Raw genomic sequence first — 12,181 nt, forward strand, 5'->3', positions numbered from 1 at the left:
TGGATCGGGGTTGTGAATGCGCCTTTCGTTGCCCTTCGCCGGAGGGATGCGCCTGCCGGGTGCCGGACGTCGCATGGTCCCGGCGCTCGCCTGCGGCTTCGCGCTCGCCACGCTCTGGGCCGGCGCGGCCACCTGGTACCTCGTGTTCCACGACGAGGTGCTGGCCCGCTTCGTGTCCCAGCAGAGCGCCCTGCAATACGGCTACGAGGAGCGGATCGGCGCCCTCAGGCTGCAGCTCGACCGGGCCGCGATGGAGCATCTCGCCACGCGCGAGGGCGTGACGGCACGGGTCGCCGACCTCTCCCAGCGGCAGGCGGCGATGGAGAAGCGGCAGGCCCAGCTCTCGCTCCTGGCGACCGAGGCGGGGCGCCCGGTCGCGGCGGCCGGCCCGTTCGAGGGGGATTATCCCGCCGAGACCGGCGCGCTCGGCTATGCGAGCCCGGAAAAGCCGGCCGCCAAGCCCTTCATAAAGCCGATGCCGAAGCCGTTCCCCACGCCCGATGCCCTCGAGCTGCGCTCACGCGACAGCGACGGCATCGCCGATCCCGGCCGCCAGTCCATGCGCGAGGCCGAGCAGGTTCTGGCCGGACTCGAGCGGCGGGTCGATTCTCTGGGCGCCGACCAGATCCGGACCCTCGACGGGTTGGGCGTGCGCGCGATCCGCGGCTCGCAGCGCCTGCGCGACATCGTCATCCGGGTCGGGCTCGATCCGCAGCGTTTCGAGCGCCAGCGCGAGGCGGGAATCGGCGGACCGCTGGTGCCGCTCGCCACCGATCCGTTCGGCATCGCGGTCGGACAGGTCCAGCGGGCGCTGGGCGAGGAAGAGCGCCTTCGCCGGATCGCCTCGGCCCTGCCCGTGCGGCGGCCGCTATCCGGCGATTACACCCTGTCGAGCAGCTTCGGACCCCGCCTCGATCCGCTCACGCGCGGGCTCGCCATGCATACCGGCCTCGACATGAAGGCCGAGTTCGGCGAGGTCGCCCGCGTCACGGCGGCCGGCCGGGTCACGATCGCGGATTACAATGGCGGCTACGGCAACATGGTCGAGGTCGATCACGGCAACGGGCTCGCCACCCGCTACGCCCATCTCTCCTCCGTGTCGGTCGGCACGGGCCAATGGGTCGATGCCGGAGCGCCCATCGGCCGGGTCGGTTCGACCGGCCGTTCGACGGGAACCCACCTGCATTACGAGACCCGGATCGACGGCGAGCCGGTGGACCCGCAGCGCTTCCTGCGCGTGCTCAGCGGAGCCGATGCCCGGCTTCTCGCCGCCCGGTAGGAGGGCGCGCCCCCGCATTGAATCCGGACGGCCTCGATGGCCCGGCGATGCCGTCGCCCCTCGGTGACGCTCAGTCGAGATCCTCGACCTCGCCGGCGCCGCCATAGACGCGCTGGGCCAGGGACGCTTCCATGAACGGGTCGAGCGCCCCGTCCAGCACCTCGTCCGGGTCCGTGGACTGGGTACCGGTGCGCAGGTCCTTCACCAGCTGATACGGCTGCAGCACGTAGGACCGGATCTGGTGGCCCCAACCGATATCGGTCTTGGCCGCGTTCTCGGCATTGGCCTTCTCTTCGCGCTTCTTGAGCTCGGCCTCGTACATCCGGGCGCGCAGCATGTTCCAGGCGGTCGCCCGGTTCTTGTGCTGGGACCGCTCCTGCTGGCACGCCACCACGATCCCGGTGGGGTTGTGGGTGATGCGCACCGCCGAATCCGTAGTGTTCACGTGCTGGCCGCCGGCGCCCGACGAGCGATAGGTGTCGATGCGGCAGTCCGATTCCTTGATCTCGATGACGATGCGGTCATCGATCACCGGATAGACCCTGACGCTGGCGAAGCTGGTGTGCCTGCGCGCGCTGGAATCGTAGGGCGAGATCCGCACGAGGCGGTGGACGCCGGATTCGGTCTTGAGCCAGCCATAGGCGTTGTGGCCCTTGACCATGAGCGTGGCGCCCTTGATCCCGGCCTCGTCGCCATCCGACCATTCGACGATGTCGACCTTGTACTTCCGGCGCTCGGCCCAGCGACCGTACATGCGCTGGAGCATGTTGGCCCAGTCCTGGCTCTCGGTGCCGCCGGCACCGGCATGAACCTCGACATAGGTGTCGAGCCCATCGGCCTCGCCGGAGAGGAGGGTCTCGATCTGGCGGCGCGCGGCCTCCTTCTCGACGGCCCGAACCCCGTTCTCGCCTTCGAGAATGGTGTCCTGGTCGCTCTCCATCTCGCCGAGTTCGATCAGCGTCGCGGCGTCGTCGAGATCCTGAGACAGCTTCCTAATCGCGCCCGCGGCATCTTCCAGGGCGCCGCGCTCGCGCATGACCTTCTGCGCGGCCTCTGCATCGTTCCAGAGGTCGGGGTCCTCGGAAGCCGCATTCAGCTCCGCGAGGCGTTTCTCGACGGTATCCCAGTCAAAGATGCCTCCTCAGCAGTCCGATCGACTGCTTGGCGGCATCCGAGAGTTGTTCGATCTCGGCGCGCATCTGGTGTTTCGGCCCGTGGTGCGAAGGTATGAGGGTACGGTGTGCGAGCGCGGGTGATACCGAGACGCCCGCCCGGTGTAAACGGCGGCTTCCGCCTTCCCGTCCCTTCGCAACCCGAGACGCGCGACCCGCATGGCGCCCGATATCCGATCCGGACCACCCCGCCGCATGCGGGCACGAGCGATCTACCTCGCCGCGAGCCTCGCCGTCATCGGCGCGGGGCTCACCCTCCGCTTCGTTCCCCTCGGGCTGCCGATGGGGATCGTCAAATATGGCGGCTCGGCCCTGTGGGCGGCGATGGTCTACGGGCTGGTGGCGGTCCTTGCGCCGATGGGGCGCTTGCGGGGGACCGTCCTCGTCGCCGGAGCGATCGCCCTGGTGGTGGAGCTGTCCCGCCTCGTGCACACGCCCTGGCTCGACGCCTTCCGATTGACGCTTCCCGGCGCCCTCCTGCTCGGGAGGATCTTCTCGCCGTGGAACCTCGTCGCCTACGCGGCGGGCCTCGCCGCAGCGGCACTCGCCGATCGGTTGGCCAGCCTCAGGGGCGAGCGAGAAACGCAGTCAGCGACCGTAGGCGGGGGGCGCGACACGGGCCGGAGCTAGGACGTACTCGTGCGGGCGGCGACGTCCGTTCAGCGGACCTTCCGACGGTGAGTCCTCGTAATAGCTGTTGCCCGTGAGGCCGAACCCTCCGCCATTCATCACGCTCGGCACCGGGATCGCGCGCACATCGTCGGGGACGGGACGGCCCGTCGCCCTGTCCGTCGGCAGGATGTAGGGGCCGGTCGCCCCCGAATAGGTGGTCTGTGCGACGGCACCGGTGGCGACGGACAGGCCGAGGCCGATCACGCCTGCGGCGAGGACGAATGTCGAAAGCTGCTGCACGGGTCGCTCCGTCGCGGATGAAGGCACGCGGCCGCAGCCGCTCATGCCTCTACCATGCCCGACCATACCTTGCCTGTCCGTGTCCTCGCCGCGCCAAGTCTCAACTTTTTCGGGAGCCGCGCCCTGGGGCGAGACGGGCGACCGGCTTCACGAAATCGGCAACCGGCCCGGATTGTCCGCGTTAATCTCCCAAGCGCACCCAACACGCGCAATCAGCAAGGAGCCTGACGTGACCGCCATCAAGATGTCCGCCGCCGCTGCCGCCGTCGTTCTCGGCCTCTCCGGTGCCGCCTTCGCCCAGGCCGGAATGCCCGAGAGCCACGGCACGAACGCCGCCGGCTCCAAGTCTGGTGTGGTCGGCAAGGGTGACAGCCTGGAGACGGGACCCGCCACGACCGGAACCGCGACCGCACCCGGCGCCCGCATGGCACCCGGCAATGCCGTGCCTGCCAATCCCGGCATGACGACCAATGACCCGAGCGCCGCCCCGCGGCCGGTCACCCCGGCCCCGCGCTAAGTCCACGACTCACCGTTCGACAATAGGAAAAGGCCGGAGAAACTCTCCGGCCTTTTTTCATGGTGTCGATGCCATTCCCGCTAAACCCTGCGAGTGGGCTCAACCCTTGGCGCGGAGGATGGCGCGCGGCTCGCGATGCACCGGCTCGCAGCTGGTGCGGACCGCGTTCAGGACGAGCGGCTGCGAGTCGCAGACATAGCTGAGGCCGGGCTCGGGCGCGGGAACGGGATCGCGCGCGACGATCGGGTTCGGCGCGCAGGCACCGGCCGATCCGGCCAGCAGCAGCGCGACGGTCAGGCTCAATCCGCGCATACGATCCTCGGTGACAGACGACATGTCCGTGACCCTGCTGACCTGCGGGGCGCGTGACAAGTACAACGGATGGACGACGGCCGCTTTGGTGGCGGCTGTCTCCCCACCGCAACATCAGCCCGGTGCCCCGCCTCAGGCCGTCTTCGTCAGCGGCACGACGTTGTGGAGCGTGCGGTCCGAGGTCTCGAAGAAGCGGCGGATGTTGCGCGCGGCCTGGCGGATGCGCTGCTCGTTCTCGACCAGGGCGATGCGGACGTAATTGTCGCCGTGCTCGCCGAAGCCGATGCCCGGCGCCACCGCCACGTCGGACTTTTCGAGGAGGAGCTTGGAGAATTCCAGGCTGCCGAGGCTCTGGTACTTCTCCGGGATCGGAACCCAGGCGAACATCGAGGCCGAGGGGCTCGGGATCTTCCAGCCGGTCTTGTCGAACGATTCGATCAGCGCGTCGCGGCGCTTCTTGTAGATCGAGCGCATCTCGACGATGCAATCCTCCGGCCCGTTGAGGGCGGCGGTGGCCGCGACCTGGATCGGCGTGAAGGCGCCGTAATCGAGGTAGGATTTCACGCGGGTGAGTGCGGCGAGCAGGCGCTCGTTGCCGACCGCGAAGCCCATGCGCCAGCCGGCCATGGAGAAGGTCTTGGAGAGCGAGGTGAACTCCACCGTGCAGTCGATGGCACCCGGCACCTCCAGCACGGAGGGCGGCGGCTCGCCGTCGAAATAGACCTCGGCATAGGCGAGATCCGACAGGATGATGATCTCGTGGCGCTTGGCGAAAGCGACGAGGTCCCGGTAGAAATCGAGGCTCGCCACATAGGCCGTCGGGTTCGAGGGATAGCAGACCACGATCGCTACGGGCTTGGGGATCGAGTGCTGCATCGCCTTCTCCACCGCCGGGAAGAAGGCCGGCGTCGGCTCGGCCGGGACGGAGCGGATGACGCCGCCCGCCATCAGGAAGCCGAAGGCGTGGATCGGGTAGCTCGGGTTCGGCACCAGCACCACGTCGCCCGGCGCGGTGATCGCCTGCGCCATGTTGGCGAAGCCTTCCTTCGAGCCCAGCGTCGCCACGACCTGCGTGTCGGGGTTCAGGCTCACGCCGAAGCGGCGCTTGTAGTAGTTCGCCTGCGCCCGGCGCAGGCCGGCGATGCCCTTCGAGGAGGAGTAACGGTCGGTGCGCGGGCGGCCCGCCGTCTCCACCAGCTTGGCGATCACGTGACGCGGCGCGTCGAGGTCGGGATTGCCCATGCCGAGATCGATGATATCGGCGCCATTGGCCCGTGCCTGGGCCTTGATCCGGTTGACCTGCTCGAACACGTACGGGGGCAGGCGCTTAATGCGGTGAAAATCGGTCATGGGCTTCACGGGGTCCGATGCGCCAATCGCATGATTCGCGCGTTCAAAACTGTCATCACTCTGACGTGGTCGTCCTGTCTACCATCACGATCGCCGAGAACCGACCGTTTTTGTGCGCGTGGCGTCCGGTCGGCTTCATTGTGCCGGCGGGGTCTGGCCGGTGGCGCGCGCGGCGCTCTCGGCGGCCCGGCCCTTCGCCTCGTTCTGCCCGCGTGCGCCCATCAGGTCGTTCTCGAGGGCCTTGGTCCCTTCGGCGGTGCGGGCGCGGATGGATCGGGCGGGCGCCGCGACGCCGACCGGCAGGTAATCCGCATCGGGCTTGCGGGTTTCTGTCACGAAGCCGGGCGCCTTCAGATCCTTCTGCCCTCCCCCGGCCAGCGCATAGGCGTCGCGCATCGGATTGAGGTCGCTCGAGCAGCCGCCCACGGCGCCGAGGCCGACGAGGACGAGGGCCAGACGCGGAACGGAGCCGCGCCATGTTCGATTCTGTGATGAAGGCTCTGACATATTGCCCCGAAACGTAAGCCGCGCCCTGGCGCAAAGTCGAGGCGCCGCGTTAATTTGTCGGGAACGAGGACGGTTCGACCGGATCGTCCCGAGGATTGAGGGGAAACAGACGCGTGACGACCGACAGGACGACGCCGCTTCCCAATATCGACGCTTTATCACGCAACGCGTCGTTGCTGATCGAGGAATTCGGCCGGACCGCCAGTGCCTATATGAAGCCGATCAGCCAAGCCGATCCGCTCGATCCCGAATTGGCCAAGCCCCCGGAAGAGGTCAACGACGTCGTCAAGACCCTCGGCACCGTCGTCGAGCGCTGGATGGTCGACCCGCAGAAGACGCTCGAAGCCCAGAAGAAGCTGAGCGAATCGTTCATCACCCTCTGGGGCTCGACCTGGCATCGTCTCCAGGGCGAGGAAGCCTCTCCCGTGGCGCTGCCCGAGCCGAAGGACAACCGCTTCAAGCACGCGGAATGGTCCACCAACCCGATCTTCGATTTCATCAAGCAGAGCTACCTCATCACCTCGCGCTGGGCGGAGGATCTGGTCGACGAGGCCGAGGGGATCGACGAGCACACCCGCCACAAGGCGCAGTTCTACCTCCGGCAGATCGTCGGCGCGCTCTCGCCCTCCAACTTCGTGATGACCAATCCCGAACTGATCCGGCACACGCTGCAGGAGAACGGCGCCAACCTCGTGCGCGGCATGAAGATGCTGGCCGAGGACATCGAGGCCGGTAAGGGGCAGCTGCGCGTCCGCCAGACCGACCCGTCCGGCTTCGAGGTCGGGGTCAACGTCGCGGTCACCCCCGGCGAGGTGGTGTTCCGCAACGACCTGATGGAGCTCATCCAGTATTCGCCGACCACGGAGACGGTGCTCAAGCGGCCGTTCCTGATCGTGCCGCCCTGGATCAACAAGTTCTACATCCTCGATCTCAACCCGGCCAAAAGCCTGATCGGCTGGATGGTGTCCCAGGGCCTGACGGTGTTCTGCATCTCGTGGGTCAATCCCGACGAGCGCCATGCCGAGAAGGATTTCGAGAGCTACATGCGCGAGGGCATCGAGGAGGCCATCGACGCGATCGCCGCCGCCACCGGGGAGAACGACGTCGCGGCGGCGGGCTATTGCGTCGGCGGTACGCTCCTCGCGGTGACTCTGGCGATGCAGGCGGCCACCGGCAACAAGCGCATCAAGAGCGCCACCTTCCTGACGACGCAGGTGGATTTCACCCATGCCGGCGACCTCAAGGTGTTCGCCGACGAGGAGCAGATCCGCGGAATCGAGGCGCGCATGAAGAAGCGCGGCTACCTCGAAGGCTCCGGCATGGCGACCGCCTTCAACATGCTGCGTCCCAACGACCTGATCTGGTCATACGTAGTCAACAACTACGTGAAGGGGCAGACGCCCTCGGCCTTCGACCTGCTCTACTGGAACGCCGACGCCACGCGCATGCCGGCCGCGAACCATTCCTTCTACCTGCGCAACTGCTACCTCGATAACACCCTCGCGCAGGGTCGGATGATCCTCGGCAACGTCCGCCTGGACCTGAAGAAGGTGAAGGTGCCGATCTTCAACCTCGCCGCCCGCGAGGACCACATCGCCCCGGCCATCTCGGTGTTCGAAGGGTCCTCGAAATTTGGCGGCAAGGTCGATTACGTGCTGGCCGGGTCAGGTCACATCGCCGGCGTGGTCAACCCGCCCGCCAAGCCCAAATACGGGTTCTGGACCGGCGGCCAGGCCAAGGGGCGCCTGGAGGACTGGATCTCGGCGGCGACCGAGCACAAGGGGTCGTGGTGGCCCTACTGGTTCGAATGGCTGGAGCAGCAGGCCCCCGCCCGCGTGCCCGCCCGCATTCCCGGAGAAGGCGGTCTTCCCTCCCTCGGGCCGGCGCCCGGAACCTATGTCCGCATGAAGGCGTGACCGACGCACCAAAGTCCGGTGGCGCCGGATGGAGTCTGCGGATGGAGCCGCAGCCGGATGCCTCCCACCGGGAGGCGATCCTGGCGCCCCTGGTCGCTCATAACGAAGCGGCGGCGGGGCCGGGCGAATGGGGGCTTCTCGCCGTCACCGTCCGTGATGCGCGAGACGAGATCGTCGGCGGCCTGTGGGGACGCACCGGCTACGGTTTCCTGTTCGTGGAACTGCTCGCGCTGGGAGAGGCACGCGGCCACGGCCTGGGGCGCCGCATCATGGCGATGGCCGAGGCGGAAGCCCTCGCCCGCGGCCTGTCCGGCATCTGGCTCGATACCTGGACGTTTCAGGCCCCCGATTTCTATCGAAGGCTCGGTTACGAAGAATGCGGCCGCATCCCGGATTATCCACCGGGACACGACCGCATCTTCTTCATGAAGCGGCTCGCCGCGAAGTCGGACGCGGCACGCTGATCGTTCAGAACTTCCGAACCAGCGGCGCGGGAGCGATCGGCGCCGCCGGGGCGCCGAAGACGTAGCGGAAGCCGACGGAGACGATGTCCGCGCTGCCGCTCGTCTCGGCGGCGAGGGCGATGTTGCCGACATTGTAGTCGCGACCCGGACCGGCGAGGAGCTTCGAATCGCCGACGAGGAACAGGTGGGAATAGGCGATGTTCAGGGTCAGCTTCTCGTTCCAGCGGTAGCTGCCGCCGACCGAGACGTTGAAGCGGTCGCTATCGGGCAGCCGCACCGACCGGTTCGAGAAATCGATCGGCGACTGCTCGTAGGCGACGCCGGCCCGGACGGTCAGGGCGGGCGACCAATCGTATTCGCCGCCGACGGAATAGGTGTAGCCGTCCTTGTAGTTCAGGGGCAGCGTGGTCGCGATGCCGCCGGTGGTGCGGCCGACGACGCCGATGGTTCCGAGCCTCGACCAATTGTCCCACTCGAAACCGAGGCTCATGCGGGCGACCGGGCTGACGGCCTGGGTCAGGCCGACGCTGAGTTTCTCCGGCGTGTTGAGGTTGGCCGTGACCTGCTGACTGAGGAAGGAGACCGGTGCCGGCAGCGCGAAGGCGCCCTCGATGTCGTGATGCACCGAGGAGCGATAACCGACGCCGAGAGCCGTGCCGGCCCAGGGGGTGACGAGCACGCCGGCGGTGAAGCCGACGCCCCAGGATTCGCCCTTCAGCGATGCGTTGGGAAGGGCCAGGAGGTTCGCCGAGATCGGCAGGGCCTGGCGCAGGGTCAGTCGGAAATACTCGATGTTCGGGCCGGCGGCGATCGAGAGCCACTCGTTGACCTTGAAACCGACGGTCGGGTTGATCGAGAGGGAGAAGATGCGGCTCGACCGGCCGTAGACCTCGCCGGCCCAGTTATCGCGCGGCTTCGTCACGAGGCCGAAGGGCGCGCCGGTCTGGATGCCGATCCAGAGCCGGTCGTTGACCTGATAGGAGGTGGCGCCGGACGGAATCACGGCGCCCTGGCCGATCTCGCCGCTGCCGCCGAGACCCGCGAAGGCCGGGTTGGTGCCATCCGTCGGGGTGATCTTCGACGAGAGGTTGATGAAGGTGAGGTTCTGCTCGCTCACCCAGCCCGGATTCATCGTGATCGTGGCCGGGTTCCAGAACATCGACGAGACGCCGCCGGAACCAGAGGCGGCACCGGCGAAGGCTTCACCTTGGGCCAGCGTGCTCTGCTCGCGAATGCCGAACGCGCCGGCAAAGGCTCCACCCGCCGTCAAAGTCAGGACAGCGGCAGAGATACCCGCCAGGGCCGTGCCGCGAATCGTCGTCGTCATGTCCTGCTCCCGACCCTTGCTGTGATGCTCGGTTGTACCGTGGCGTGATCCCCGGCCTGCATCTTGTGCAGAAGAGTGCCGTTCTTGCCCGATCTAGGCAATCCATGCGTAGCGAAGTGTTAAACAATTCGTAAACCACGATATACTTCAGCAGCAGCGAGAAGGATTGTCGTCATCTGTCGCCGAGACGCATCGGAAAGAATGGTTCACATCTAAACTATCTGTTTTGCCTAGTGGCGGACCGGCAGGAAAATGCGTGTTCCGGCGGCTTTGCCCCGGCCTGTCTGAATTATGCAACATGGCCCTGTCTGGCCTCGACACCTTGCCAGGGAGGGTGGAGGGACCGATGTCTCTGCCAACGAACTGATCGAAGCGGAGCGAGAGCCGATGAAACTGGTGCGTCACGGAGATGTGGGCGACGAGAAGCCCGGCTTGATCGACGCGCAGGGCGGATTGCGGGACCTGTCGGGCGTCGTGCGCGATATTTCTGGGGCGACCCTCGCCACGACCTCGCTCGAGCGCCTGCGCGCCATCGATCCCGAGACGTTGCCGCTGCTGAAGCCGGAGACGCGCCTCGGCCCCTGTGTCGGCGGCACGCGCAACTTCATCGCGATCGGGCTGAACTATTCCGACCACGCGGCGGAGATCGGGGCCGACATCCCGGCCGAGCCGATCGTGTTCAACAAGGCGCCGTCCTGCATCTCCGGCCCCAACGACCGGGTGATCCTGCCGAAGGGGTCGGCCAAGACGGATTGGGAGGTGGAACTCGCCATCGTCATCGGCGCGCGCGCATCCTATGTCCACGCCAACGAGGCCCTGTCCTACGTGGCCGGCCTGTGCCTCTGCAACGACGTCTCCGAGCGCGAATACCAGCTCGAGCGCGGCGGCACCTGGACCAAGGGCAAGGGCTGCCCGACCTTCGGTCCGCTCGGCCCCTGGCTGGTGACGCTGGACGAGATCCCCGACCCGGCCGGCCTCGACCTCTGGCTCGACGTGAATGGTGAGCGGATGCAGGCCGGCTCGACCTCGACGATGATCTTCGGCGTCGCCCAGATCGTCGCCTATCTCTCGCATTTCATGATGCTGGAGCCGGGCGACGTGATCACCACCGGCACCCCTCCCGGAGTGGGTATGGCCCGCAAGCCCCCGCGCTTCCTCAAGAGCGGCGACGTGATGACCCTCGGCATCTCCGGCCTCGGCGAGCAGCGCCAGGAGATCGTCGCCTTCGACGACTGGACGGCGAAGGTCGCTGCCGGCGAACCGACTCATTGAGATGAGTCGGGGATCGAAATCCCCGCTCGTTCGTCTCTATCTGCTGTAGCCGGCTTGGCGGACGGGTTGGCAGGTAAACTGCGTCGCGTGGCCGAGCCCAGGCAGTTGGAAGGACCTCCCCTTGAGCATCGGACTGATCGCCCTCCTCGATGACATCGCGGGGCTCGCCAAGGTCGCGGCCGCGTCCCTCGACGACGTCGCCGGGCAAGCCGCCAAGGCCGGCGCGAAGGCGGCGGGCGTCGTCATCGACGATGCCGCCGTAACGCCGCGCTATGTCGTGGGCTTCGCGGCCGAGCGCGAATTGCCGATCGTGGCCAAGATCGCCATCGGTTCGCTGCGCAACAAGATGTTCTTCCTGCTGCCGGCGGCGCTCCTGCTCCAGGCCTTCGCCCCCTGGGCGATCACCCCCCTGCTGATGCTCGGCGGTGCCTATCTCTGCTACGAGGGGACCGAGAAGGTCTACGAGGCGCTGTTCCCGCATCAGGCTCATGCGCACGAGGCCAAGCTCGACGCCGATGCCGGTGACGGGCAGGCGCTGGAGGCGCGCAAGGTCTCCAGCGCGATCAAGACGGATTTCATCCTGTCGGCCGAGATCATGGCGATCTCCCTGGCTTCCCTGCCCGAGGGCAGCATCTGGACGAAGGCCATCGTCCTCGCGGTCGTCGCCATCGGCATCACCGTCTTCGTCTATGGCGGCGTCGCGCTCATCGTGAAGGCGGACGATGCCGGGGTCGCGATGGCGAAGAACGCCTCCGCCTCCGTGTTCGGCAGCGCGATCCGCGGCTTCGGCCGTGCCCTGGTCAAGGGGATGCCGGTCTTCCTGCAGCTTCTCGCCATCGTCGGGACGGCGGCGATGATCTGGGTCGGCGGCGGCATTCTCGTCCATGGACTCGAAGGCTACGGCCTGCCCCAGGTGGCGCACGCGATCCATGAGGCCGCCGCGGCCACCGCGAAGCTCGTCCCGCCGATCGGATCCATCCTCGAATGGGTGGTGACGGCGGCAGGGTCGGGCCTCGTCGGCCTCGTGGTCGGCGCAGCACTCATACCCATCGCCAGCTATCTCATCGCGCCGGTCTGGTCGGGCCTGTCGGGGCTGCGCAGCAAGACGGCGTGAGCCGCCTGAACCCCTCCCCTGAAGCGGAAACCGACCGGG

Annotated in this window: 13 protein-coding genes; 7 read left to right on the top strand and 6 right to left on the bottom strand. The window is 67.3% G+C overall.

The window, feature by feature from the left end:
• Window positions 1-16: 16 nt before the first annotated feature.
• Window positions 17-1,279, top strand: coding sequence for a M23 family metallopeptidase (locus tag A3OK_RS0109440; protein WP_019904624.1), 1,263 nt, complete (start codon window positions 17-19; stop codon window positions 1,277-1,279).
• A 70-nt stretch (window positions 1,280-1,349) separates the two neighbouring features.
• On the opposite strand, the gene prfB is transcribed toward A3OK_RS0109440, so the two are convergent.
• A protein-coding gene (prfB, locus tag A3OK_RS0109445) for a peptide chain release factor 2 (RefSeq protein WP_155911988.1) occupies window positions 1,350-2,478 on the bottom strand; the annotation gives its coding sequence in 2 pieces (ribosomal slippage) (window positions 1,350-2,408 and window positions 2,410-2,478; 1,128 coding nt in all).
• 168 nt (window positions 2,479-2,646) lie between these two features.
• Between prfB and A3OK_RS22625 the strand changes: the two genes are divergently transcribed.
• Window positions 2,647-3,081, top strand: coding sequence for a DUF2809 domain-containing protein (locus A3OK_RS22625; RefSeq protein WP_019904626.1), 435 nt, complete (start codon window positions 2,647-2,649; stop codon window positions 3,079-3,081).
• On the opposite strand, the gene A3OK_RS0109455 is transcribed toward A3OK_RS22625, so the two are convergent.
• Window positions 3,040-3,363 (bottom strand): hypothetical protein, encoded by a 324-nt coding sequence (locus A3OK_RS0109455; RefSeq protein ID WP_036302734.1) that lies wholly within the window; start codon window positions 3,361-3,363, stop codon window positions 3,040-3,042. The genes A3OK_RS22625 and A3OK_RS0109455 overlap by 42 nt on opposite strands.
• 229 nt (window positions 3,364-3,592) lie before the next feature.
• Between A3OK_RS0109455 and A3OK_RS0109460 the strand changes: the two genes are divergently transcribed.
• Window positions 3,593-3,880 carry a hypothetical protein gene (locus A3OK_RS0109460; protein ID WP_019904628.1) on the top strand — a complete coding sequence of 96 codons (288 nt, stop codon included), beginning with the start codon at window positions 3,593-3,595 and terminating at the stop codon, window positions 3,878-3,880.
• A gap of 99 nt (window positions 3,881-3,979) precedes the next feature.
• Here A3OK_RS0109460 and A3OK_RS0109465 read toward each other — a convergent pair whose 3' ends face one another.
• The 3 genes from A3OK_RS0109465 to A3OK_RS0109475 all read right to left on the bottom strand — a co-directional run bounded on the left by A3OK_RS0109465 (window position 3,980) and on the right by A3OK_RS0109475 (window position 6,049).
• A complete protein-coding gene (locus A3OK_RS0109465; protein ID WP_019904629.1) occupies window positions 3,980-4,192 on the bottom strand; it encodes a hypothetical protein in 213 nt (70 codons plus the stop codon).
• Between the two features lie 132 nt (window positions 4,193-4,324).
• Window positions 4,325-5,542 carry an LL-diaminopimelate aminotransferase gene (locus A3OK_RS0109470; protein ID WP_019904630.1) on the bottom strand — a complete coding sequence of 406 codons (1,218 nt, stop codon included), beginning with the start codon at window positions 5,540-5,542 and terminating at the stop codon, window positions 4,325-4,327.
• Window positions 5,543-5,677: 135 nt separating this feature from the next.
• Window positions 5,678-6,049 (bottom strand): hypothetical protein, encoded by a 372-nt coding sequence (locus A3OK_RS0109475; protein ID WP_019904631.1) that lies wholly within the window; start codon window positions 6,047-6,049, stop codon window positions 5,678-5,680.
• Between the two features lie 113 nt (window positions 6,050-6,162).
• Here A3OK_RS0109475 and phaC point away from each other — a divergent pair, with 113 nt between their 5' ends.
• Together phaC and A3OK_RS0109485 are read left to right on the top strand one after the other, a co-directional pair.
• Window positions 6,163-7,965 (top strand): class I poly(R)-hydroxyalkanoic acid synthase, encoded by a 1,803-nt coding sequence (gene phaC / locus A3OK_RS0109480; protein WP_019904632.1) that lies wholly within the window; start codon window positions 6,163-6,165, stop codon window positions 7,963-7,965.
• Window positions 7,962-8,429 carry a GNAT family N-acetyltransferase gene (locus A3OK_RS0109485; RefSeq protein WP_245259334.1) on the top strand — a complete coding sequence of 156 codons (468 nt, stop codon included), beginning with the start codon at window positions 7,962-7,964 and terminating at the stop codon, window positions 8,427-8,429. Before phaC ends, A3OK_RS0109485 begins: the two co-directional genes overlap by 4 nt.
• A 4-nt stretch (window positions 8,430-8,433) precedes the next feature.
• On the opposite strand, the gene A3OK_RS0109490 is transcribed toward A3OK_RS0109485, so the two are convergent.
• Window positions 8,434-9,756, bottom strand: coding sequence for a porin (locus tag A3OK_RS0109490; protein ID WP_019904634.1), 1,323 nt, complete (start codon window positions 9,754-9,756; stop codon window positions 8,434-8,436).
• A gap of 387 nt (window positions 9,757-10,143) precedes the next feature.
• On the opposite strand from A3OK_RS0109490, the gene A3OK_RS0109495 reads away from it, so the two are divergent.
• Window positions 10,144-11,028 (top strand): fumarylacetoacetate hydrolase family protein, encoded by an 885-nt coding sequence (locus A3OK_RS0109495; protein WP_019904635.1) that lies wholly within the window; start codon window positions 10,144-10,146, stop codon window positions 11,026-11,028.
• 121 nt (window positions 11,029-11,149) lie between these two features.
• Window positions 11,150-12,142 (top strand): DUF808 domain-containing protein, encoded by a 993-nt coding sequence (locus A3OK_RS0109500; protein WP_019904636.1) that lies wholly within the window; start codon window positions 11,150-11,152, stop codon window positions 12,140-12,142.
• Window positions 12,143-12,181 lie beyond the last annotated feature (39 nt).

Origin of the sequence: Methylobacterium sp. 77, from assembly GCF_000372825.1 — a bacterium.
Taxonomy (GTDB): domain Bacteria; phylum Pseudomonadota; class Alphaproteobacteria; order Rhizobiales; family Beijerinckiaceae; genus Methylobacterium.